This window comes from Paenibacillus faecis, from assembly GCF_008084145.1.
Classification (GTDB): domain Bacteria; phylum Bacillota; class Bacilli; order Paenibacillales; family Paenibacillaceae; genus Fontibacillus; species Fontibacillus faecis.
Genome location: NZ_VSDO01000004.1, coordinates 611,810 through 634,432, shown reverse-complemented (window position 1 = coordinate 634,432; position 22,623 = coordinate 611,810). Strand labels below are relative to the sequence as shown.

At 55.6% G+C, this 22,623-nt stretch carries 22 protein-coding genes and 1 riboswitch; of the genes, 11 read left to right on the top strand and 11 right to left on the bottom strand.

Annotated features, from left to right (window positions below; genetic code table 11):
* Positions 1-5 precede the first annotated feature (5 nt).
* Entirely contained in the window at positions 6-941 is a 936-nt protein-coding gene (locus tag FRY98_RS20620) for an ABC transporter ATP-binding protein (RefSeq protein WP_148455482.1), read from the bottom strand.
* 213 nt (positions 942-1,154) lie between these two features.
* Here FRY98_RS20620 and FRY98_RS20615 point away from each other — a divergent pair, with 213 nt between their 5' ends.
* Both FRY98_RS20615 and FRY98_RS20610 read left to right on the top strand, forming a co-directional pair.
* Positions 1,155-2,312, top strand: a complete 1,158-nt coding sequence (locus FRY98_RS20615) for a sensor histidine kinase (RefSeq protein WP_148455480.1) — start codon at positions 1,155-1,157, stop codon at positions 2,310-2,312.
* Positions 2,313-2,401: 89 nt separating this feature from the next.
* Positions 2,402-3,061, top strand: a complete 660-nt coding sequence (locus tag FRY98_RS20610; RefSeq protein ID WP_148455478.1) for a response regulator — start codon at positions 2,402-2,404, stop codon at positions 3,059-3,061.
* Between the two features lie 1,322 nt (positions 3,062-4,383).
* Here FRY98_RS20610 and FRY98_RS20605 read toward each other — a convergent pair.
* A complete protein-coding gene (locus FRY98_RS20605) occupies positions 4,384-4,593 on the bottom strand; it encodes a cold-shock protein (RefSeq protein WP_148455476.1) in 210 nt (69 codons plus the stop codon).
* Positions 4,594-4,712: 119 nt separating this feature from the next.
* Entirely contained in the window at positions 4,713-4,913 is a 201-nt protein-coding gene (locus FRY98_RS20600; protein WP_009223993.1) for a cold-shock protein, read from the bottom strand.
* Positions 4,914-5,152: 239 nt separating this feature from the next.
* A riboswitch (TPP riboswitch) is annotated at positions 5,153-5,263 on the top strand.
* Between the two features lie 157 nt (positions 5,264-5,420).
* On the opposite strand from FRY98_RS20600, the gene FRY98_RS20595 reads away from it, so the two are divergent.
* From FRY98_RS20595 to FRY98_RS20580, 4 genes are read left to right on the top strand one after another with little or no spacing between them, the layout of a single operon-like run.
* Positions 5,421-6,449, top strand: a complete 1,029-nt coding sequence (locus tag FRY98_RS20595) for an ABC transporter substrate-binding protein (protein ID WP_249043479.1) — start codon at positions 5,421-5,423, stop codon at positions 6,447-6,449.
* Between the two features lie 52 nt (positions 6,450-6,501).
* Positions 6,502-6,795, top strand: a complete 294-nt coding sequence (locus FRY98_RS20590; RefSeq protein ID WP_148455474.1) for an MTH1187 family thiamine-binding protein — start codon at positions 6,502-6,504, stop codon at positions 6,793-6,795.
* Entirely contained in the window at positions 6,792-7,562 is a 771-nt protein-coding gene (locus FRY98_RS20585) for an ABC transporter permease (protein ID WP_148455471.1), read from the top strand. Before FRY98_RS20590 ends, FRY98_RS20585 begins: the two co-directional genes overlap by 4 nt.
* 19 nt (positions 7,563-7,581) lie before the next feature.
* Positions 7,582-8,400 (top strand): ABC transporter ATP-binding protein, encoded by an 819-nt coding sequence (locus tag FRY98_RS20580; protein ID WP_148455929.1) that lies wholly within the window; start codon positions 7,582-7,584, stop codon positions 8,398-8,400.
* Positions 8,401-8,451: 51 nt separating this feature from the next.
* Here the strand turns inward: FRY98_RS20580 and FRY98_RS20575 are convergent, their stop codons facing one another.
* Positions 8,452-9,066, bottom strand: a complete 615-nt coding sequence (locus FRY98_RS20575) for an HD-GYP domain-containing protein (protein WP_225038718.1) — start codon at positions 9,064-9,066, stop codon at positions 8,452-8,454.
* A 146-nt stretch (positions 9,067-9,212) separates the two neighbouring features.
* Here FRY98_RS20575 and FRY98_RS20570 point away from each other — a divergent pair, with 146 nt between their 5' ends.
* From FRY98_RS20570 to FRY98_RS20560, 3 genes are all read left to right on the top strand, one after another.
* On the top strand, positions 9,213-10,001 hold the full coding sequence (locus tag FRY98_RS20570) for a TatD family hydrolase (RefSeq protein WP_148455467.1): 789 nt from the start codon (positions 9,213-9,215) through the stop codon (positions 9,999-10,001).
* Between the two features lie 102 nt (positions 10,002-10,103).
* Positions 10,104-10,688, top strand: coding sequence for a DUF2087 domain-containing protein (locus tag FRY98_RS20565; protein ID WP_148455465.1), 585 nt, complete (start codon positions 10,104-10,106; stop codon positions 10,686-10,688).
* Between the two features lie 144 nt (positions 10,689-10,832).
* Positions 10,833-12,152 carry an MFS transporter gene (locus tag FRY98_RS20560; protein ID WP_249043478.1) on the top strand — a complete coding sequence of 440 codons (1,320 nt, stop codon included), beginning with the start codon at positions 10,833-10,835 and terminating at the stop codon, positions 12,150-12,152.
* 133 nt (positions 12,153-12,285) lie between these two features.
* On the opposite strand, the gene nfsA is transcribed toward FRY98_RS20560, so the two are convergent.
* The 7 genes from nfsA to FRY98_RS20525 all read right to left on the bottom strand — a co-directional run bounded on the left by nfsA (position 12,286) and on the right by FRY98_RS20525 (position 20,204).
* Complete coding sequence (gene nfsA, locus FRY98_RS20555) at positions 12,286-13,032, bottom strand: oxygen-insensitive NADPH nitroreductase (RefSeq protein ID WP_148455463.1); 747 nt, start codon at positions 13,030-13,032, stop codon at positions 12,286-12,288.
* Positions 13,025-13,630, bottom strand: coding sequence for a TetR family transcriptional regulator (locus FRY98_RS20550; protein ID WP_148455461.1), 606 nt, complete (start codon positions 13,628-13,630; stop codon positions 13,025-13,027). Before FRY98_RS20550 ends, nfsA begins: the two co-directional genes overlap by 8 nt.
* Positions 13,631-13,716: 86 nt before the next feature.
* Positions 13,717-14,901, bottom strand: coding sequence for a YhgE/Pip domain-containing protein (locus FRY98_RS20545; RefSeq protein WP_148455459.1), 1,185 nt, complete (start codon positions 14,899-14,901; stop codon positions 13,717-13,719).
* 382 nt (positions 14,902-15,283) lie between these two features.
* Positions 15,284-17,713 (bottom strand): heavy metal translocating P-type ATPase, encoded by a 2,430-nt coding sequence (locus FRY98_RS20540; protein WP_148455457.1) that lies wholly within the window; start codon positions 17,711-17,713, stop codon positions 15,284-15,286.
* Between the two features lie 378 nt (positions 17,714-18,091).
* Positions 18,092-18,226: a hypothetical protein gene (locus FRY98_RS29215; protein WP_276508718.1), complete on the bottom strand. Its 135-nt coding sequence runs from the start codon at positions 18,224-18,226 to the stop codon at positions 18,092-18,094.
* 591 nt (positions 18,227-18,817) lie between these two features.
* Positions 18,818-19,417, bottom strand: coding sequence for a short chain dehydrogenase (locus FRY98_RS20530; protein ID WP_148455455.1), 600 nt, complete (start codon positions 19,415-19,417; stop codon positions 18,818-18,820).
* 163 nt (positions 19,418-19,580) lie between these two features.
* A complete protein-coding gene (locus FRY98_RS20525) occupies positions 19,581-20,204 on the bottom strand; it encodes a LysE/ArgO family amino acid transporter (protein ID WP_148455453.1) in 624 nt (207 codons plus the stop codon).
* Positions 20,205-20,406: 202 nt separating this feature from the next.
* Here FRY98_RS20525 and FRY98_RS20520 point away from each other — a divergent pair, with 202 nt between their 5' ends.
* Both FRY98_RS20520 and FRY98_RS20515 read left to right on the top strand, forming a co-directional pair.
* Complete coding sequence (locus FRY98_RS20520) at positions 20,407-21,852, top strand: aminotransferase-like domain-containing protein (RefSeq protein WP_148455451.1); 1,446 nt, start codon at positions 20,407-20,409, stop codon at positions 21,850-21,852.
* 72 nt (positions 21,853-21,924) lie between these two features.
* Positions 21,925-22,533, top strand: a complete 609-nt coding sequence (locus tag FRY98_RS20515) for a hypothetical protein (RefSeq protein WP_148455449.1) — start codon at positions 21,925-21,927, stop codon at positions 22,531-22,533.
* The last annotated feature ends 90 nt before the right edge of the window (positions 22,534-22,623 follow it).

Here is a 22,623-nt window from a genome sequence, read left to right as displayed (position 1 = left end):
CCCCCCTAGTCCCGCAGCTTGCGCCCGGTCAGGTTCAGGAACAGCGTCTCCAGCGTCGGTTGTTCGCAAACCACGGAATGGATGACGGCGTCATGCTTGGCACAGATGTACAAAATATCCTGGAGATCGTTCTGCGAAGAAGGGGTATACAGCTCAAGTTCCTGCTCCTGATGAAGCACTCGTGTGATTCTGGGATGCATCCGCAGCTCCGCGAGAACCTCTTCCCGGATTCCCGTCGCTCTCATCTTGATCTTCTCCTCGCCGGAAACCCGTTCACGCAGCTCCTCCTGCGTTCCGCAAGCAATGACATGCCCCTGATCCACAATGGCTACCCGGTCGCATATCGCCGAGACTTCCTCCATGTAATGACTCGTGTAAATGACGGTGGAGCCCATCCGGTTCAACTCTCTGACCGATTCCAAAATATGATTACGCGACTGCGGGTCGATCCCTACCGTCGGCTCATCCATGATAATCAGTTTGGGGTGATGCATAATCGCGCATGCGATGTTTAGCCGCCGCTTCATACCGCCGGAAAAAGTCTTCGGCAGTTCCTTGGCCCGGTCCTCCAGACCGACGAAGGCCAGCGCCTCCGCTACCCGCGCTTTTAATTCCCGCCCGCGCAGCCCGTACAATCTGCCGAAGAAAGCCACATTGTCGGCGGCGGGCATCGACTCGTAAAGCGCCAGATCCTGCGGCACCAGCCCGATTCTCCGTTTGACCTCAAGCGGTCTTTCCTTGACCGAAAGGCCGTCGATACGGATATCTCCCTGTTCCATCCGCAGCAAACCGACCATCATATTGATCGTCGTGCTTTTTCCCGCGCCGTTGGGACCGAGAAGCCCGAAAATTTCCCCCTCTTCAATCGTTAAGCTTAGGTGATCAACAGACACCTTATCTCCATAACGCTTTATCGCGTCCTTCACTTCAACCAATGCCATGCGTCTCCCTACCTTCCTGTGTCGTTGCCTTTTCTTGACTTTAATTGTATCAGCCCCGTCTTCCCGGTGAAGGTACGGATCGTCATGACCTGAGGGTGACAAAAGTCACCTCCTATCCAAATTCGCGCCGGCCCGCCTATCCCCCAAGCAGGTTCGTGCTATAATTGAGCCAGCGAAATCCGAAGGAATCCCGAATATAAGGACTGGAATGATATGCCCAAAAAAACCCTGTTCATCTTCATCCTCGGCTTTACCTTGATTCCATGCTTCTTTCATATTTATGTACTGCCCGATAAGGAGGGCTACGGTAGGTACCTGTTGCAGGTTCTGATCTTGCTTAACCTTTTTGCGGCATCCCGGTTCGTCTCCAGGGAAGCACCGCTGACGGGGTTCTCCGCCGTATTAATCTTGTACGCGTCATGGCTCGCCCATGTCTATGGCGGTATGATCAACATTGTCGCCGCGAGTCCGGTGCTGCTGTACTTCCAACTCCCGCGTCCAGGGCTGCGATTTACGCTGGCCGGCTTTCACCTGCTGGCCTTCAACTACGCCGTGCGGGACCAACCCTTGGAATGGATCGTCACGGGCAATTTGATGATGCTTGCCTTCGCCGTCCTTCTGTCCCTCCTGCGGGAGTCCGCCTTGACCAGAATGCATGCGGATCATCAATTCGATGCCTTGCGTAAAAAACACTATGAACTGGACGAAGCGAGAAACCGCCTGCTGGTCTTCACCAAACAGGTCGAAGGCGCCGCACAGGCCGAGGAACGCAACCGGATTTCCCGGGAGCTGCATGACGAGGTCGGCCACCGTCTGATCCGGGCCAAAATGATGATGGAAGCCGCCCTGCAGGTCATTCCCGGCGATCCGGACAAAGGCATGGGCCTGCTGCTGCAAATCCGTGACCAGCTGTCCTCCGGACTCGATGAAATGCGGGCGGCCGTTCGTCGGATCAGACCGGCCGGCGAAGCGGCAGGCCTCCTTTCTTTGCGACAAATGCTGGAGGAGGTCGGCAGGGAGACCGGGGTCCGCACCCGGCTGACGCTTGAAGGCGATCCCTGTTCCCTGTATCCGAGCCAGGAACTGATTCTGTACAAAAATGCCCGGGAGGCCATCACCAATGCGCTGAAACACGGCCGGCCCGAAACGGTCGACATTGTGATCGCCTACGATACCCGGGAAATCACCATGGCCGTAAGCAACGACGGCGCCCTTCCCGGCCAGGTGCCACCATCGCAAACCGGCGGCATGGGCATGCAGGGGATGAAAGAGCGCTGCGCCTTGGCCGGCGGAAGCCTGGATGTCGTGCTTGAACCGATGTTTACCGTAATTACAAAACTACCGGTGACGCAGCGCTCGGAGATCATTTAAGTTCCGGAGTAGGATAACAGAGTTGAATACAGGTAAGGTACATAGATCAGGATCATCAGAGAAAAGACATCGATAGGGGAGGACCCGATATGCCAAATTTAACTTTATTTATTGTGGATGACGATCCTTTTATCCGGGAGAGCTTAACCCTGCTCATCGGCATGGATCCGGACATCGAAGTGATCGGTTCGGCGGGGAACGGAGCCGAAGCCGCCGAGCGGTTACAGACCGGCGGAACGGTGCCGGATGTAGTCCTTATGGATATCCGCATGCCGGAATGCAATGGAGTAGAAGGAACAAAAAGAATCAAGTCGCTCTTTCCGGACGTCGCGGTGCTCATGCTGACGACCTTCGACGACGATGAATTCATCCTGGAGGCGCTTCGCAACGGGGCGAGCGGCTATCTGCTCAAAAACATTCCGCCCGACCGGATCATTCAGGGCATCAAAACCGTTCACGGCGGGAACATGTTGATTCACCCGGATATCGCGCGGAAGCTGACCGGTCTGCTGCGCCCCGCTCCCGCCCCTCCCGCCGACGACTGGCTCCAACGCGCCGGCTTGACGGCGACCGAGCACAATGTGCTCCGCCTGATCGCCGACGGTTTGTCCAACAGGGAGATCGCCGCCCAGCTGTTTTTGAGCGAGGGAACGGTCAAAAATTATGTGACCGACATTCTCGGCAAGCTCGAAGTCCGGGATCGCACGCAACTCGCGATCCTGTACTGGAAGGGGCGAAGCGGGGCTTAGCGTGCTGGATTGGGCGGGCGCGCGCTTCCCCGGCCGGCCGCGAAGCATGAACGCAGGTCACCTGCCCGGCCTGATTCACCTGTCCGGCCTTATTCACCTGCCTGGCCTTATTCACCTGCCCGCTTATTCACCTGTCCGGCCTCACTCACCTGCCTGACCTTATTCACCTGCCCGATTATTCACCTGTCCGGCCTCACTCACCTGCCTGACCTTATTCACCTGCCCGCTTATTCACCTGTCCGGCCTCACTCACCTGCCTGGCCTAATTCACCTGCCCGATTATTCACCTGTCCGGCCTAACTCACCTGCCTGACCTTATTCACCTGCCCGCTTATTCACCTGTCCGGCCTCACTCACCTGCCTGGCCTAATTCACCTACCCGACCGAACCCTTTTCGGATCTTCCCGGACCCTCCCGGTTCTTGGCCTTGGGCCGACCGCAAGCATGAACGCACGTCACTCGGCGGCGCTAACTGTCACAGTCTCTAACGGACATAATAGGCGCTATTTCGCAATAATCCGCACTTTCGGAATTCTAACGGAAATAATAGCGCCTATTTGCCCCACTTCCCATCGAAATGACTCACTTTTTCCGAAATAGCGGCTACTGCGTCCGTTAGAATCTGAAAACGGCCCATTTGGACGAAATAGCCGCTATGGCTTCCGTTAGATTTTTTCGGCCGGGCCCAAGAGGGTCCGGTCTTATTCACCTGCCTGGCTAATTCACCTGCCCTGCCTATTCACCTGTCCGGCCTCACTCACCTGCCTGACCTTATTCACCTGCCCGCTTATTCACCTGCCCAGCCTCACTCACCTGCCCGGCCTTATTCACCTGCCTGACCTGATTCACCTGCCCGACTGGACCCTTTCCGGATCTTCCCCGACCCTCCCGGTTCTTGGCCTAGGGCCGGACGAAGCATGAACGTGTACGTCACTCGGCGGCGCTAACGGTCACGGTATCTAACGGACATAATAGGCGCTATTTCGCAATAATCCGCACTTTCGGAATTCTAACGGAAATAATAGCGCCTATTTGCCCCACTTCCCACCGAAATGACTCGGTTTCTCCGAAATAGCGGCTACTGCGTCCGTTAAAATCTGAAAGCGCCCTAAAAGGACGAAATAGCCGCTATGGCTTCCGTTAGAATTTTTCGGCCGGGCCAAACAGGCCCTTCCTGATCCACCTGCCCGGCCTCCAAAGGGAGGCTGGCCGCCCCGGTCAAGGCTGCGTCCAGCTCCCGCGCCCCAAAACATAAAAGCCGCCCCCCGAATTTACACGGGAGGCGGCTTTTAGATCGCATGCTATATCAGGTTGGAGCGTAATTACCGGTCCACTTTGACGGCATTGGTGTTAACCAGCTGCGGGAGCATCTTCATCCCTTTCGCCATTTCCGAGGAGCACAACGGACATACCGGAACATAATTAAACGCAAAGTTATCCCTCATCCATCCGTTGCAATCCTCACTCATGCAAGACCATACCGGCGTGTTCTCCTCAGGAATTTCTTCAATCGTTTTTTTACGGTAGTTCATGGTTACCTCCTAGATTATAGTTTGGCTTTGGCGAGATCCCCAACCTTTAAACTATATGCCGTTTGGGTAAAAATAAAAACTGCTCTTAACGCACGCGTTAAGAGCAGCCCATGCCTGCATTACAGTTTTACGACGTTCTCGGCTTGCGGTCCGCGGTTGCCTTGAACAACGTTAAATTGTACACGTTGGCCTTCGTCAAGCGTTTTGAAGCCTTCGCCTGTGATCGCGCTGAAATGAACGAAAACATCGTTTCCGCCTTCAACTTCGATAAAGCCGAAGCCTTTTTCTGCGTTGAACCATTTTACTGTTCCAGTTTCCATAGTGAATTACCTCCTGTTTAAAGATTAACATGCTCCTTTTTTACATAAAAAAATTCACACATTGAAAAAAGTTCATTTTAGAAATTGACACTCTTTTCAATACGTGAATATCACTTCTTAATTCTTCAGTTGATCTCATTATACTCCCCTCCGAACCAAAATGCAAATCCCAAAGAAAGCCTTTACCAAAACTGGACATAAACCGGGGCCGCGTCTATAATGACTATTGTAATCCGCAGTTTATAGTTCAGGGGAGCTGGAAAAGGCCGGCTGAGATTGTATCCCGCAAGATACTGACCCTTAAACCTGATCTGGGTAATGCCAGCGTAGGAAGAAAGCTTTAGCATGGGCTTATTGTCATTTTCCATGAACCTACGCGTCCCGATCCGGGGCGCTTTTTTTGTGCCGACAGGAGAAGAACGGGGACGCCACCATATCAGATTATTCGGAACTTCACATGAACGTGACTGCGGAAATTCATATTCCATATCAAAGGAGAGAATTTCTGTGAAGCAAAAAACCTGGCCGCTGCTCGCCTTGTGCGCCCTGCTGCTCACTTTAACGGCTTGCGGGCAGAACGCCGGCAAAACCGCGGAGACCGGCTCAGCCGCATCCGGCGCGAAAACGGCCGAAAAGCCGCGCGATGTCAAAATCGTGCTCGATTGGAGCCCGAACACCAACCATACAGGCCTTTACGTAGCCAAAGAACAAGGCTACTACGAAGAAGAAGGGCTGAACGTGGATATCGTTCTGCCAGGGGCCGGAGGCGCTGACGCCATGGTCGCGTCGGGGGAGGTGCCTTTCGGGGTGAGCGTGCAGGAGAACGTCACTCAAGGGCGCATTCAGGGCGTTCCGCTGGTCTCCATCGCCGCGGTCATCCAGCATAACACCTCGGGCTTTGCCGCGCCTGCCGACAAGGGGATCAAGACCCCGAAGGACTTTGAAGGCAAAACCTACGGCGGCTGGGGCTCCCCGGTCGAGGAAGCCGTCATGAAATCGATTATGGACCAAAGCGGGGCCGACGTCGGCAAAGTTAAATTCGTCAATATCGGAGAGGCCGATTATTTTACCGCGGTCAAACGGGACATCGATTTCGCCTGGATCTTCTACGCCTGGACCGGCATTGAAGCCGAACTGCGCGGCGAACCGCTGGATATGCAGTATGTGAAGGACTATTCGAAACAACTGGATTACTACACCCCGGTCATCGTGACGAACGAGAAGACGATCGCGGACGATCCCGAGCTGGTCAAAGCCTTCATGCGCGCCACCTCCAAAGGTTACCGCTATGCGATCGAGCATCCGGAGGAATCCGCGGAAATGCTGCTGAAAGCCGTTCCTGACCTGGACAAAGATCTCGTTGTGGCCAGCCAAAAATGGTTGAGCCCGAAGTACCAGGAGGATGCCGCCCGCTGGGGGGAACAAAAGCGTGAGGTTTGGCAGAATTACTCCGACTGGATGCATGAACGCGGATTGCTGGAAAAACCGCTCGACACGGACAAAGCGTTTACGAACGAATTTTTGCCGGAATCATAATCAGTAAGAAACCCATAACCACCAATTTGGATCATGGAGAGGATGAAACCGTATGCCAAACGCACTGCTCAGCATTCAAATCATTCCCAAAACCCCGAACGGAGAAGATGTCATTCCGTACGTGGACCGCGCCATCGAAGTCATTCAGGCCTCCGGCGTCAAATATCAGGTCAACCCGCTCGAAACGACCATGGAAGGCGATTTGGACGAACTGCTCTCTATCGTGAAACAAATGAATGAAGCCGTTGTCGATTTCGGGAGTACGGGCGTTATTTCCCAGATTAAAATCTCTTTCAATCCGAAAGGCGTCAGCATGGACAAGCTGACCGAGAAATACCGTCCATGAAGCTCCGCCGGCTCTGGAACCATGCATGGCCGCCCTTAGTGGCGGTCATCCTGTTTTTATTCCTGTGGCAAACGGCGACCTCCCTGTTTCACATTGAAAAGTGGATTCTCCCAAGCCCGTCTGATATCGCCAGGGAAGCCGCCGCCAACCCGTCCGGACTGTGGGAGCATACACAGGCCACCTTGGAACTCATGATCCTCGGTTTTGCGATCGGAACGGGATTCGGCCTGCTTGTGGCCTGTTTGCTCCATTATGTCCCGTTTTTGAAATCATCGCTGTACCCTCTGATCATTCTCAGCCAGAATGTGCCTACCATCGCGCTGGCTCCGTTGCTCATGATCTGGTTCGGTTTCGGCATACTGCCCAAAATTATCGTCATTACGCTGGTCTGCTTCTTCCCGGTCGCCGTGGCGGCGATGGACGGATTGACCCGAACCGACCGCGTGATGCTCGACTATATGCGGATGACGGGGGCTAGCCGGAGCGAGATTTTCCGCAAGCTGGAGATCCCCCATGCGATCCCTTCCATGCTGTCCGGCGTCAAAATAGCCGCCACCTACAGCGTCATGGGCGCGGTCATCGCCGAATGGGTCGGCGCCGAGAAAGGCATAGGCTACTATATGATGCTGCAGAAGGCTTCCTTCCGCACCGACCGGATTTTCGTGGCCATCGCCATCATCGTGGCCGTCAGCCTGGCTATGTTCGCCATTATCGCTCTGCTGGAAAAATGGCTGGTCCGCTATAAACCGGCTAATGACGACAACTAGAAGGAGGTGCCAAGCAATGATGCATATAGTCCAATCCCCGCTCACCCAACCGCCGCCGGCCCAGTCGCCGGCTCTTGAGGTCAGGGAGCTTCGCCTCTCTTTTCGCGAGCGGCGGAATACCCTCCCCGTCCTTGACGGCGTCTCCCTCGCCGTGGCCAAGGGGGAATTCGTTTCGATCATCGGTCCGTCGGGCTGCGGCAAAAGCACGCTGTTTCATGTCATCGGCGGCCTGTTGAAACCCGATGCGGGAAGCGTAATAGCGGGCGGAGCCGAAGTCACCGGGCAGCGGGGCCTAATCAGCTATGTGCCGCAAAAGCCGGCCCTCTTCCCTTGGCGGACTACGCTCGACAACGTGCTGCTGGCCCGGGAAATTTCGGGCGGCGCAGGCAAGGAAGCTCTCGCCGAAGCCAAGGAATGGCTGGTCAAGGCGGGACTCGGCGGCTTTGAGAAAGCCTATCCCCACATGCTGTCGGGCGGCATGCAGCAGCGGGCCGCTTTTCTCCGCGGGCTGCTGGCCCCCCAGGAAGTAATGTGCCTGGACGAGCCCTTCAGCTCGCTGGACGAACTGACCCGTACGGAGATGCAGCACTGGCTGCTGGATTTATGGGAGGCCCGGCGCCGCTCGGTCATCTTGATCACGCACAGCATCGAGGAGGCGCTGATGATGTCGGATACGATTTATTTGCTCTCCAACCGACCGACCCGGGTGATTCACCGGATCGAGGTCCCTTTTCCGCGGCCCCGCCGGGAGGAACTGACGGAGGATTCCGCTTTTTTGAGGCTCAAGAAAGAGATCGGCATGCAAATGAGAGAAGAACAACGTAAGAGGCCAAACTGACCGCGGTTTCCCCGGTCCGTTTGGCCTTTAAGCTATTATGTATAAATGGATTCAGAGTGAAAATATGCTTAATGTCTCGATCGGCAGCTTGACCATGGCATGCACGACGTCCGGATCAAACTGAACATTGGCGTATCGGATTAACTCCAGCCTGGCTTCGCTCACCTGAATGCTCCGACGGTACACCTTATTGGAGGTCATGGAATCAAACGCGTCAATCACCGCGCAGATGCGGGCGCCCAAAGGGATTTCCTCGCCGCTTAATCCGTCCGGATATCCTCTGCCATCCCATCTTTCGTGGTGATGCCGAATGATCTGCACGATTTCCTTGGAGAATCCCGGATTGCTCTCCGCCATCCTGGCACCGACGATCGGATGCTGCTTAATCAAATCCCACTGGCTGCTGGTGAAGGGCTCCCTTTGCGTCAAAGTCTCCCGGGGAATGACCGACTTTCCGATATCGTGTAAAAAACAGCCTCTCACCAGCTGTCTCGTTTCTTCATCACTCAGTTCAAGAGGCTCCGCGATTTTCTCGGCCAGCATGGCGACCCGCGAAGAATGATAATAGACTTCGGGGTGCTTATGAAGCAGTATGCGCAGCCACATCGCGGCATCCGGGTCTTGGTTTAGATTTAAGCGTTCAATATGTAGGTCGGAATCGTTCACCGGCTTACGCCTCCTAAAACTTGGAAGTCCTGTCATGCATCATTAACATTATAGGTCAAAAGTTGCGAACTGACTAGGAATAAAGTGATAATACCCTTAAAAATGAAGTTTTTAAATCCTTTTTCGCAGATAAGGAGAAATTCGTGATGATTGACGCCCATATCCACCTGGATTTATATGAGGAGCCCGAACGAACCCATCTGCTGCGGGAAGCGCAACAACGAGGGATCGAAGGATTGATCGGCGTCTCCATGCACCTGGATTCCTGCCGGAGCAACCTGGCTCTGGCGGACCAGTACCCCGGACTCATCCACCCGGCCTTCGGCTTTCATCCGGAGCAGCCCCTTCCTTCGCCCGAAGCCGAAAGGAAGCTGTTCCAATGGATGGAAGCCCATGCCTCCCGAATGGTCGCGGTAGGTGAAATCGGGTTGCCTTATTACATCCGGCAGGAAATGAAAAAGCGCGGGGAGCCCAAGGAGGCTTTTCCCCTGGAGTCGTATCTCTCCTTCCTCGACCGTATGCTGGATCTCGCGAAGCGCCTCGATAAGCCGGTCGTGCTCCACGCCGTTTACGAGGACGCCGAATTGGCCTGCGATCTTCTGGAACGGCACGGCATCGCGAAGGCGCATTTCCACTGGTTCAAGGGCGCCAAGCCCACGATTCGCCGGATGGCCGAGCGGGGATACCTCATATCTTTTACCCCCGATCTGTTGTATGAAACCGAAATCTCCGCGCTGGCCCGCTACTATCCGCAGGACCTCGTGATGGCGGAAACCGACGGCCCCTGGCCTTTTGAAGGGCCTTTTGCCGGACAGCCTACACGGCCGGACATGATCCGCGAGGTAGCGCAGGCCTGGGGCCGGCTGCATGGTCTCTCCTATGGAGAAGCCGCGGACAGGTTGACGGAGAACACCCGGGCTTTTTACCGGATATAGAAGTAAAACTTGAGCATGCGATGTCTATTGACAATCGCTGCTCCGCGTGAAATAATTCGACATATATCTAATTAGTTGAATATCAAAAAAGGAGGCCAACGAATGCAGCTCGACCGCATCGTTCAATTTCATAAAACGGTAGGCGACGTGACGCGAATCCGGATCATCGCGCTTCTTAAGAACGGCCCGCTTCACGGGCAAGCTTTGGCGGGCAAGTTGGGGGTCTCGCCGCCCACGGTAACCCACCATATGACCAAATTGCGGGAAGCCGACCTGATCTACGAACGCCGGGATAAGAACACGATTTATTTTTATCTCAACGAAAAAAGCCTCGCTTTGCAGGCTCGGGCCATCTTAACCGTCGGAGACGGAGGCGCCGACGCAAGCGGGGATCCGGGGGGTGAGAAAACATTGGACCGCATGGCGGTACTCCGTAACTTTTTTACCAAAGACGGCCGGTTAAAGCACTTGCCCGCTCAGCAAAAGAAGAAGCGTATCGTGCTGGAGCATTTGATTCAGGGCTTGGAGCCGCACCGAAAATACGCCGAGAAGGAGATCAACGAATACATTCTCAAATTCCACGAGGATTTTGCCACGATACGCCGGGAATTTATTATGCACCAGTATATGTACCGGGAAGACGGCATTTATGAGCTGAATCCGCCGGAACTGTGGGAGAAGCCTTGAGCCGTGCCATCCGGCGCGAGGATAGATATAGATCATGCGGGATAATGCGGCCAGGAGCCTGCCTGGTCTCTTTTTTCATCAACTAATTAGATATTTATAAAATTAGACATTAATAAAATCATTGGATTATGGAGGATAACTATCATGATGAACCCCTGGGCCGTTCTGCGAAAAGAAAAAGACTACGCGAGACTGTTTGCGGCCGGGATCGTGAACGGCATGGGGGACCGATTCAGCCAAGTCGCCGTGCTTGGCCTCGTGCTGTCGCTGACCGGTTCCGGCCTTGCGGTCGGGATCACCTTTGCCATCCGGCTCATTCCTTACCTGATTTTTGGGCCGCTCGGCGGCATGCTCGCCGACCGGTTGTCCAAAAAACGGGTAATGATCGCCACGGACTTGATCCGGGCCGTTTTCGCCCTGACTCCGCTGCTGGTCCGCGAGCCTGCGGACATATGGCTGATCTATGTAAGCTCCTTTCTGCTGTCCGCGGGAGAAGCCATCTATGCCCCCGCCCGCATGTCGGCGATCCCCCGCCTGGTCCGAAAAGAGCATCTGCTTCAAGTCAACAGCCTTGAGGAGGTCATGACCGGGCTCGTGCTGATCGGGGGTTCGATCAGCGGCGGGTTCGTGGCCGCCTTGTTGGGCGTCGAGGTCTCATTCCTCCTCAACGCCTTGTCCTTTCTGGCCACCGCCCTGCTGCTCGCCCGGCTGCCGCAGCTCCGCGGCGCTGCGCCCGACGGTACCAGCGCCCACGGCCCGGGTCAGGCCGCCCCGGCCGAGAGCGCTGACGGCGCCGCCCTGCAGGCTTCGGCCCCCGCCGGCGCACAGGCTTCGGCCCCCGCCGGCACGCCGGCCGCAGCCGCCTTCCGGCTTCTCGCCCGCTCCCCCTTCCTCCGGCTCATGCTGCTCATTTTTGCGGTCTGGCCGATCGGGGACGGCATCTTCAATATATTGCTCAGCGTCTATGCGGTGGAAGTGTTTCACATGGGCGATCTCGGGATCGGGCTGCTGTATGGAGCGCTTGGCGCCGGGCTCGTCGCCGGTTCCGCGCTGACGGGGCGGTTCGCCCGGCAAATCAAGGCCGCCGCGGTGCTGACCTTACTGCTGGAGGGGATATGCCATATTCTGATCAGCCAAAGCGGATCGTTTGGTCTGCTGGTGCTCCTGCTGGCGGGAACGGCGATATGTTCGGGCATCGGGAACGCCTGCAACCAGACGATCCTGATGATGATCGTCCCCGAAAAAATTCGGGGCAGATTTATGGGTACGCTGGCTGCGCTGCAAAATACGATTATGGGGGCGGCGATGTTTCTCGGCGGGCTACTGCTGGAAGTCCTGTCCCCCCGGATGCTGGGTCTGATTGGAGGGGGGCTGCTTACGCTCAGCGGAGCCGTATTTGCCATCCTTTATTGCGCCTCCCGTACGCTCCGCGCAGCCCCCGTCTCCGGCGACATATCGGGATAGGCCGGGGAGTAATAAGCTTCAGATTGCGGGATGCGCTCCCGCTAATTACGAAAAAACCTCCCGTGTCTTTCAACCGCGAGACTCAAAGGCAAGTATGCCTTGAAGCAGGTTGAAATCACAGGAGGTTTCCCGCTCACTTCAGTCCGAATCCGCGCCGCTGCAAAAATTCCCGCATATGAAGCCGGGCCGGCTGCGCGAGCTTCTCCGCCATCAAAACGGACCAAGGGGTGTCCTTCATGCCGCCGGTCCGTTCCCGCAAATACTTCACCATCGTTTCATCGTAGGCTTTTACACCTGATTCCGAACGTTCTGCGTCATAGCCTTCCCAATGTAAAACCGCCTCCAAAGGCAAACGGGGCCGCAGCCCGGGCTCCTGGTCCGGATAGCCGACGCACATGCCGAAGACGGGGTAGACCAGCTGCGGTAAGCTTAACAGCTCGGCCACCTCCTGGCTCCGGTTGCGGATGCCGCCGATATACACGATGCCGAGCCCCATCGATTCCGCGGCGACCGCGCCGTTCTGGGCCGCCAAGGCCGCATCGACCGTCGCTACGATAAAATTCTCCACCGAGGACTCATAGGTTTCGGCTCCCGCCGGCAGATGGCGTTCCGCCGCCGCTTTCAGCCGGGACAGATCCGCGCACCAAACCAAAAATACCGGGCATTCCGAAATATAACCCTGATTCCCGCATAATTCCGCCAGCTTGTCCTTCCCGGCTTGTTCGGTGACGGCGATAACGCTGTAGGCCTGAACATTGCTGGAGCTGGACGCCATCTGGGCGGCTGCGACGATTTCCTCCACTTGTTCCCGGCCAACCGGGCGGTCGCTGTATTTTCGGATCGAACGATGATTTTTCAGCAGAGACATGACCTCATTCATTCGCTTTCACTCCCAATCCCAACATAATAAACCGGACGGCCTGCTCCGGGTAGTTCTCCGCGAAATCCTCCTCACGGAGATCGGCCAGATGTTCCAGATTGCCAAATCTTTTATGCGATAAAGCCACGCCAAACACCATCAGCAGCGCGGAGGTCAGTGATTCATACCGAAAATCTCCCCGCGCCTTGCCGCGGACCAACAGATCCTTCACCGTCAACCAGACCGGATTCAGGAACGAGAACACGACGCCGAGCCGCGGAGACTGGAGCGTCAGTTCCTGCTGCACGATGTCGCTCAGCTCCTTTTCCTGCATCGTGAATTTTACGATTTCCCAGGCGATGAGCCGCAGCCCTTCGACGGGATCGGCCAGGACGGCCTCATTCTCTTTGAAAGCTTCCGGAGTGCCGGGAAAAAAGTGCTCGAAGATCGCCCGGAACACCTTCTCCTTGCCTCCGAAATGATAAGATACCAGCGCCACATTCGCTCCGGCTTCCTCGCAAATTTGCCGGACGCTCGTCCCTTCAAATCCCTGCTTGGCGAACAAGCGCTTGGCCGACTTCAAAATTCGGATTTTCACGTCTGTTTCAGCCTGTTCCATACCCTCGACCCCTTAACTATTCTAGACCCATTATGGAACTTTCATCACCGGTTCGCAAGGACGGGCGCGCGGCAAGTTATAGTTGGCTAGTCTTGAACAACCGTTCCAGGCTTGACGAGAACCTGCGATTCCTTCGCCGGGCCGCGTTTGCGCCCTTTTACCATCTCCGCCGTCAACCCGATGGCCAGGCTGACCCCCATGATGACGGCCAGACGAAGCATGTCTGAAGCGACCGCTCCGCCGGCCCCGGTAAATTGCACATTCATCAACCCTTCAACGGCGTAGGTAGCCGGAAGGTAATCCCCTACGGCTTGATAGAAACCGCTCAGAAGCTGACGCGGCACCATGGCGCCGGAGGAGACCAGTTGAAGCGACAGCCCCGCGATATTGAACAGCATCCCGGCCATACCGAACAGCAGCAGGAACATCTGCGTAAAGAACAGAAACGTCAGCACCAGCAGCGATTGGAACATCCAAAATACAAAGAATCCCTGCTCCGCTTGCCCGCCCAAAGCGAAGACCAGCGATGTCCCCACCAGCGAAACAAGCAAGGACGCACCCACGTTGAGGACGACACGCGCCGCAAACCGGCTTCCGCCCGAGATGCCCGGATTCATTCCGGCCGCCGCCTGCTGCAGGTTCATGCCCATAATCATCGAGCCGACAAAAGAAGCCAATACCAACATCATCGGGACCATTTGGTTGTTCATACCGTCGATGGGATGAACGACGTCAACTTGCGAGGCCACTTTGGTCGACAAGCCTTGTGCGAGCTGCCCGGCCTGAGCCTCCGGTAAGGCCATCTCCTGAAACGCCGTCTGGATCGCTTGAGTGGATACGAGCCGGTTCAACGACTCCGTGATTCTTGCCGCCGCGTTCTCCATCACGGACTTGACCATGGAGGCGTTGGAACCGTTGATCGTATATTGGAGCGTACCCGCTTGCCCCGGGGTTTGCAGCGTTTGACCGAATTTTTCGGGGATCGTCATGATCATCTGGACTTCCCGGTCCTCCAAGGCTCGCTTCGCCTCGTCAGCCGTCAAGCCCGTCTCCCAGGCAAACGGGACGGATTGCCGCAGCCCGCCGACCAGCTTTTCGCCAAACGCCCCATCCTCGTTGACCACGGCGATTTGAAACGAACTCACCCGTTCGTTGACCCCGTCGTAAGCGGTCATCCAGATTAAACTGAAAATAACTTGAAACATCAACGCCGTGATGATTCCGATTTTGGTTTGCGGCGCTTTGAGATACGCCTGAAGACTTTTTTTCATTTTCTCTTCCAGCTCCTTAAACAATCGTTTAAAACGTTTGTTTAAATCATAAAGAGTTCCTGGATGAATGTCAATCTTATTTTTTATATTTAAAATTTATGATGCTGTAGATGAAAGCACCTCCGCTTTCGCCCATCTATCGCTCCATCAAACAAACTTATTTCACAGGGAACTCCGGCAAAAATCGCGCCCAGTTCGGATTCAAAACCTGATTATTGGAACCCGCCACAGGAAATAAGACCATGGCGTTTTTTGACCGCTATTATTGCCATAGAGCCGAATCGGGCCAAAAAAGCAGGAAAAACGGCCCCAAAAGGCCGCTTTTCCTGCTGTTCCTGCTTTACCTACTGTTCCTGATAGTGCCGCTTTTCCCGCCCCTCGCTCACAACTTCACTCTTTGCAGCCTTAAGGCATTTAGCACGACGGATACCGAACTCAGTGCCATGGCTGCCCCGGCTAACCATGGGGCCAGGAATCCAAGCGCCGCGACGGGGATTCCGATGACGTTATAGGCCAAGGCCCAGAACAGGTTCTGTTTAATGTTCGACATCGTCTTTTTACTCATAAAAATAGCGTCCGGAATACTGTTCAAGTCCCCTCTCATGAGCGTGACGTCCGCCGCCTCCATCGCCACATCCGTACCGGTTCCGATCGCCATGCCGATGTCGGCCGTAGCTAGAGCGGGGGCATCATTTATGCCGTCTCCGACCATCGCCACTTTCTTCCCGGATTCCTGAAGCTTCTTGACCTCGGCGGCCTTGCCCTCAGGCAGAACCTCCGCCAATACCTTGCCGATTCCCGCCTGTGCCGCAATGGCCTTCGCGGTCCGTTCGTTGTCGCCGGTAATCATAATGACTTCGATGCCGAGATTTTTCAGGCGTTTCACCGCTTCTTTGGACGTCTCTTTGATCGTATCCGCTACGGCTACCATGCCGGCGTACCGACCCTCTACGGCGACGAGCATGGCCGTTTTTCCCGACTCCTCCAATCGATTCATCTTATCAAATGCGCTCTCGGCCTGGATACCAAACTTCCGCATCAGCTTTCTGGTGCCGATGTGCAGCTCAAGCCCGCCGATAATCGCGCGGATTCCATAACCGGGAATCGCCTCGAATTGCTCCGTTTGCGGCAGCTCGACCCCTTTTTCCTGAATACCCGCGACAATGGCTTCAGCTAACGGATGCTCGGAGTTTTTCTCCGCCGCACCGACGAGCCTTAAAAATGTCAGTTCCTCCATTCCGTTTTCAATGATGACATCGGTCAGTTCCGGTTTTCCTTTGGTCACGGTTCCTGTTTTATCCAGGACGATCGCATCGATCCGATGCGTGGCCTCCAAATGCTCGCCGCCTTTGAAGAGAATCCCGAGTTCGGCGGCACGGCCCGAACCGGCCATGATCGAGGTTGGGGTTGCCAGACCAAGGGCGCACGGGCAGGCGATAACCAGGACGGCGATAGCCTTCTCAAGCGCACTCGCGAAGCTTCCCGGTTCCACCGCAATATACCATACTAAAAAAGTCACGACGGCGATGCCTACGACGATCGGGACGAATATCCCCGAAATGACGTCGGCCACCCGCTGGATCGGAGCTTTCGAGCCTTGCGCCTCTTCAACCACTTTGATGATTTGCGCAAGCGCTGTTTCTCTGCCCACTTTGGTCGCCTTAATCTGCAGCATCCCGTTTTTATTGATCGTTGCACCGATCACCTTATCCCCCGCGCGTTTCTCCACCGGAATGCTCTCCCCGGTCAACATCGACTCATCCACGGAGGAAGTACCGCTTACGACCTCGCCGTCCACGGGAATCTTCTCCCCCGGCTTCACGACAACAACGTCACCAACCAAAACCTGTTCGACCGGCACGGTCATCTCTTGCCCCGCTCTGATCACGGTGGCGGTTTTGGCTTGCAAGCCCATCAGAGTCTTGATGGCTTCCGAAGATCTGCCCTTGGCAAGTGCTTCAAAAAGCTTGCCCAGCAAAATCAAGGTAATCAATACGGCGCTGGTTTCATAATAAAGGTCGACTTGATGATGCCCATGGGCATTTATCGTTTCTATCGTTTGATAGAGACTATAGAAATAGGCGGCCGAAGTGCCGAGCGCAACCAGGACATCCATATTTGCGCTGCCGTTCCGGAGCGCCTTGTAGGCCCCGATATAGAATTGTCGGCCGATAATAAACTGGACCGGCGTGGCAAGCGCGAATTGGAACCACGGATTCATAAACAGGTCGGGAAGCCAAATGAACGAAGTGAATGAAAAGTGACTGACCATCGCCCAGAGCAGCGGAAAAGACAGCAGCGCCGAAACCAGCAGTTTAAGTTTCTGGCGTTTGATCTCTTGTTGCCGATGATCCCCGGATTCTTTTTTCTCGCCTTTAAGCGCCGCCTTGTAGCCGATTTTTTCAACCTTCTGAATCATATCGGCCGGGGTAACCTCTGCCGGATTATATTCGACATGCGCCGTCTCCAAAGCCAGATTCACGGTCGCCTTCGAAACCCCCGGCATTTTGTTCAAGCCCTTTTCAATTCGCGCTGCGCAGGCGGCACAAGTCATGCCCATGATTTGAAAATCCGCGGACTCTCCAACCGTGCCGTAGCCTAACGCCTGTATCTTCTGTTCCATTTGCGACGGATCGGTCTTCGTCGGATCAAACGTCACCGCGGCCTGTTCGAGCGCAAAATTCACGGTGGCTTGAGAAACTCCCTCCAGCTTGCTTAACCCCTTTTCGATCCGATTGGCGCACGCCGCGCATGTCATTCCTGTAATCTGTAAGGTGGTTTGTTGTTGTTTTAAACCCTCGCCGTTACCCATTATCAAACTCCCCTTCCTCATATACCCCCAGGGGGTAAATAGAAAACATATTTGTGCTATTATGCTTTAAAGAACGGATTACGATCATTAATTTATTTCGATATCATCAATATACCATACTCCCCCTGGGTATGTAAAGAGTTTCGTTAAGACCCGGTCAATCCCGCAGGAAGAATCACGACCATCATGATTAAAGTAAGCAAGGAGGGAAACGATTAGGACTAAGCGTATAAATTCCCTTGTGGCCATTTGTCATGATGACTTTCGCCCCGGTTGAGCAGGCTAAATCGGTTGCCCACAATTAGGTTCTCGATAAGTACGCAGTCTCTCGCCACGGACATCCGCATTGTTTTTGTTAGCCCACGGCGATCCAGGTGCCTAGAGCACTTTCAGCACTTTCAGCACTTTCAGCACTTTCAGCACTTTCAGCACTTTCAGCACTTTCAGCACTTTCAGCACTTTCAGCACTTTCAGTACTTTGAGTACTTCCAGAACCACTAGAACTATCGGCACTATGGGCACTACCAGCACTACCAGCACTACCAGCACTACCAGCACTTCCGGCACTTCCGGCACTATCTGCACTACCAGAACTACTAGAAATATCCAAAAACTATCCCGCATTACCTGCACTTCAGCCCAAACTCCCACCTTCCGCCCTTACAATCTCTCAACCTTCAACCCTTCCGACTCAAAAAGATGCAAATCTGCAGGTATTTTAAGCCAATTCACGAGGAGATGCGAAAAAAGATGCAAATCTGCAGGCATTTTTAGTGTTTTTCGAGAAACGAGCCGGTTTCGTCGAAAATTCCTGCAGATTTGCAGGAATTTTGAAATTTCTGTTCCCAACTACAAAAAAACATGTAGATTTGCAGGAATTTCGATGTTACCCAGGTTGTCTGATAGTTGGGGCACTAGCCGCTTGTTGAGATAGCGGCTTAAGGCTGCCTCTGGGGCCGCTTTTCGGCCCGATTTCGGCACCAAGGGGGTCATAGCGCCGCCGGACTGCCCAATAATCAAGTTTTGGCCGGTTTTACGCAAGAATGAGGCTCTGAGCCAAGCCGCTATTCCTCCATAAAGGAGCAAATTCGGACTAAATCGCCACTAGTAAACCGTGTAAGTTTGCCCCGTTTGTCCGCCCTCGACACTTTTTCGGAAAGCCAAAGCGACCTTGCTTGCGGGAACGGGATCAAAGCCGGGAAAGTACGGGCCATAGGTCCCGATGGATTCAGCAACCACATTAGGGCTTACGTTGTTAATCCGGATTCCTCTCGGCATCTCAATCGCCGCGGCCGTAACGAATGCTTTGATCGCTCCCCCCGCCATGGCCGAGGACACGCCGCCAACGATCGGATCGTCCATAATAATCCCCGTTGTCAAAGTAAAACTGCCGCGATCGTTGACATAAGGATGACCGAGCAGTACCAAATTGACTTGTCCCTTTAACTTGCTCTCAATGGAAAGCTCATTATTCTCCGGCGTAAGTTCGGTCAGCGGCCCGAAATAAGTACTTCCCGCCGTGCTGACCACTGCGTCCACCTTCCCAACCTCTTGGTACATAGCGGTTATGCTATCCGGCGATGTGATGTCAACGATGACATCAGCCCCGTTCCTCCCCGCTGTAATTACCTCGTGACGCGCCCCGAGCTCCTCGCAAACGGCGCTTCCGATCGTCCCGCTGGCACCAATCAGCAATATTCTCATGTTCATGACCTCCCCAAAAGTTATATAATACCCCAAGGGGGTATAATACATCTGGTCTTATATTATTATTCCCCCTGATGTATGTCAATGAAGCTATTTGCCATCCCAGCAAGAATAAGAAACCTGCCCCCGCATGGAGACAGGCCCAGGCCCTCTATTCCTTTTAAAACGTACTAGTCCCAAGGAGCCCGAACAGTAAGTATGCCGCCATGCCCCACACCACCAAGGCCGAAATCCGGTTGATCCGCTTAAGCAGCGTACCGTTTCCGTTCAATCCGCCGACGAGCCGTCCCGCCAGTGCCAGACCGGCGAACCAAAGCCAGGAAACAAGAATAGCCGCCAAGGCAAAAACGGCCTTCCCTCCTCCTTCATAGCTCAAAGAGCTGGTTCCGATCACGCCGACCGTATCCAGAATCGCGTGCGGATTAAGCAGGGACACCGACAGGGCGAACAGCACCTGCTTTTTGGCGGGCAGGCCCGAACTCTCTTCGGTCCGGCCCGAAGGGGCGCTTTTCCAGATTGACCAGCCCATGTAAACCATAAAGCAGGCCCCGCCGATAAAAAGGATCACTTTTAGCCATTCCAGCGTGAGCACAATCAGGGATACCCCCAGGACGGCCAACAGAATCAGCAGGGTATCGCACACGGAAGCGGTGATGACCGCGGGAAGGGCCCGCGTCCATCTTTTCCCCGATGCCCCCTGGTTAAATATGAAGACGTTTTGAACTCCCAGCGGCAAAATCAGGCCAAAGGCAAGGACAAAACCGTGAATAAACGCCGTCGACATCTCTGTACTCCCCCTAACTCTTTCTTGGGTATCCTCCCGGGATCATGGACCCCTAGCTATTGTAACCGCTTGGCGGCGATCTGGCTCCATCCATTTGGATGGATATTAAACCAACCAAACTGTATAATGTAAGGAACTTCATTCTGCCGTTGTGCCCCTGCCCCCATTTTCACCCTCTTTATCAAAAAAGGAGCTGATCTTCGTGGAACCTGCCCCATGGCAGCCGAACCGCCGTTCCGGGGTTCCGTTGCACACGCAAATCGTCGAATATCTCCGCGATAAAATCGCCGGCGGCGAATGGCCGGTCGGGACGCGGATTCCGTCCCAGCGCGCACTGGCCGAGAGCTTCGGCGTCAACCGCAGCACCGTGGTGACCGCGATGGACGAGCTCGCCGCCGCCGGCATGATCGAGACGGGACGCGGCGGCGGGACGCGCGTCGCGAACCGGACGTGGGGCGTGCTTACCTCCGCCCCGCCGCCGGACTGGAATTCCTACGTCAACGCCGGAATTCACCGTCCCAACCTGCCGGCCGTGCAGGAGATCAACCGGGCGGAGTTCCGCCCCGGCATCCTCCGCCTCGGCACCGGCGAGCTGTCGCCCGAGCTGCTGCCGAGGCCGGAGATGGGCCGCCTCCTGGAGCGGATGGCGGACCGCGTCCCCGAGCTCGGCTACGGCGAGCCGAAGGGCGACCCCGGGCTGCGCCGGATTGTCGCAGCCCGCTTAAAGAGCCAGGGCCTGGCCGTCTCCCCGGAATCGATCCTGATCGTTTCCGGCGCGCTCCAGGCCCTGCAGCTGATTTCGGTCGGCCTGCTGCGGCGCGGATCCGTGATCCTGCTCGAACGGCCGTCCTATTTGTACTCCGTGCCCGTGTTCCAATCGGCCGGAATGCGGCTGCAGGGCGTGCCGATGGACGACCAGGGGCTACGCCCCGAACTGGTCGCTCCTTACGCCCGGCAGTACGGCGGCTCGCTGCTGTATACGATCCCCACGTTCCATAACCCGACGGGGACCGTGATGAGCGAGCCCCGCCGCGCCCGGCTGCTGGAAGCCTGCCAGGCGGCGGGCCTGCCGGTGCTGGAGGACGACGTCTACCGCGATCTGTGGCTGGACGAGCCGCCCCCGGCTCCGCTGAAAGCCGGGGATTCCGGCGGCAGCGTCCTCTACCTCGGCAGCCTGTCCAAAACGCTCAGCCCCGGTCTGCGCATCGGCTGGATCACCGGCCCCCAGCCGGTCATTGAGCGCCTCGCCGACATCAAAATGCAGAGCGACTACGGCTCCAGCGCCATTTCGCAGTGGCTGGCGGCGGAGTGGCTGTCCAGCGGCCTCTACGACGAACATCTCGACCGCCTGCGCGGCGCTTTGCGGCATCGCAGACGCATCGCGCTCGATGCGCTGGAGCGGCATTTTACCGGGCTGGCCGACTGGAACGTGCCCGCCGGAGGCTTCTACGTATGGCTACGCTTAAGGCGGGCGGCGGCCCCGCGCAAGCTGTTCGATACCGCCTTGAAGCAGGGCATTCTCATTAACCCCGGACATTTGTATGACCGGGAAGCCGGCAACTGCCTCAGACTGTCTTACTCGTACGCTTCTCTGGAAGAGCTGGAGGACGGGATCGCCCGTCTTGCCGGCATCGTGGCCGGCTTGTAGGCCCGGCGGCCGCAGCCAAAAGCAACTTTACACACTCCCCGAGCGTCTATCCTAAAAAGGAGGGATCTGACAGTGACCCTAAAGCGTGTTCAAGCGGTGGTCTGCCTGTTGGGGTTAGGGCTTGTCATCGCCGGCTGCGGAGCCGGAAAGACCGCCGAACCCGCAGCCGAGGCGGCGGCGCCCCCCGGTCAATCGGAGAGTCCGCCGCAGCCGAATACGGAAGAAGCCGCCGGTGAGGACGCGGAGACGACTCCTTCTGACGGTAAACAGGAAATGCGCGGATCGGCCGGCGAACTGTATCGGCTTGCTTTTGAAGCGATGTTTCCCATGGATGAAGCGCTCAATTCGGACATCAAGTACATCGCCCTCGATCTCAGCGACCTTCAGCAATTAACCGATGCGGATCGGCGGCATATCCTCGAATCCTTTGCTTTTCGGGAGGTTGAAGTCCGCGATACCACGATGGAGGAACTGAAAAAAGAAGAGCCCGAATTCAAAGAGACGATGGTGCTGCAAGGCGTTCTGCTGAAGATTGAAAAAGTGGAGCTCGGCGAGGATTACGCCGTGATCGAAGGCTCCAAGTACCGGTCGGGTACGGGAGCCATCGGGGCAAAAATTACGCTGGAGCTTAAAGACGAGGCTTGGAGCGTTGCCAAATCCGAAATGACGTGGATCAGCTGAACGGATGCCGCTCCATAAACGGGTACCCTGCCGGAATAGGCGGGGTGCCCGTTTTTTGATTTACCAATTTACAATATATTCTAAAAGTGA

Bases quoted from the DNA above. Each gene is read 5' to 3' on its own strand.
- FRY98_RS20620 (WP_148455482.1), bottom strand. From the start codon at position 941: ATGGCATTGGTTGAAGTGAAGGACGCGATAAAGCGTTATGGAGATAAG.
- FRY98_RS20615 (WP_148455480.1), top strand. From the start codon at position 1,155: ATGCCCAAAAAAACCCTGTTCATCTTCATCCTCGGCTTTACCTTGATT.
- FRY98_RS20610 (WP_148455478.1), top strand. From the start codon at position 2,402: ATGCCAAATTTAACTTTATTTATTGTGGATGACGATCCTTTTATCCGG.
- FRY98_RS20605 (WP_148455476.1), bottom strand. From the start codon at position 4,593: ATGAACTACCGTAAAAAAACGATTGAAGAAATTCCTGAGGAGAACACG.
- FRY98_RS20600 (WP_009223993.1), bottom strand. From the start codon at position 4,913: ATGGAAACTGGAACAGTAAAATGGTTCAACGCAGAAAAAGGCTTCGGC.
- FRY98_RS20590 (WP_148455474.1), top strand. From the start codon at position 6,502: ATGCCAAACGCACTGCTCAGCATTCAAATCATTCCCAAAACCCCGAAC.
- FRY98_RS20585 (WP_148455471.1), top strand. From the start codon at position 6,792: ATGAAGCTCCGCCGGCTCTGGAACCATGCATGGCCGCCCTTAGTGGCG.
- FRY98_RS20580 (WP_148455929.1), top strand. From the start codon at position 7,582: ATGCATATAGTCCAATCCCCGCTCACCCAACCGCCGCCGGCCCAGTCG.
- FRY98_RS20570 (WP_148455467.1), top strand. From the start codon at position 9,213: ATGATTGACGCCCATATCCACCTGGATTTATATGAGGAGCCCGAACGA.
- FRY98_RS20565 (WP_148455465.1), top strand. From the start codon at position 10,104: ATGCAGCTCGACCGCATCGTTCAATTTCATAAAACGGTAGGCGACGTG.
- FRY98_RS20560 (WP_249043478.1), top strand. From the start codon at position 10,833: ATGATGAACCCCTGGGCCGTTCTGCGAAAAGAAAAAGACTACGCGAGA.
- nfsA (WP_148455463.1), bottom strand. From the start codon at position 13,032: ATGAATGAGGTCATGTCTCTGCTGAAAAATCATCGTTCGATCCGAAAA.
- FRY98_RS20550 (WP_148455461.1), bottom strand. From the start codon at position 13,630: ATGGAACAGGCTGAAACAGACGTGAAAATCCGAATTTTGAAGTCGGCC.
- FRY98_RS20545 (WP_148455459.1), bottom strand. From the start codon at position 14,901: ATGAAAAAAAGTCTTCAGGCGTATCTCAAAGCGCCGCAAACCAAAATC.
- FRY98_RS20540 (WP_148455457.1), bottom strand. From the start codon at position 17,713: ATGGGTAACGGCGAGGGTTTAAAACAACAACAAACCACCTTACAGATT.
- FRY98_RS20530 (WP_148455455.1), bottom strand. From the start codon at position 19,417: ATGAGAATATTGCTGATTGGTGCCAGCGGGACGATCGGAAGCGCCGTT.
- FRY98_RS20525 (WP_148455453.1), bottom strand. From the start codon at position 20,204: ATGTCGACGGCGTTTATTCACGGTTTTGTCCTTGCCTTTGGCCTGATT.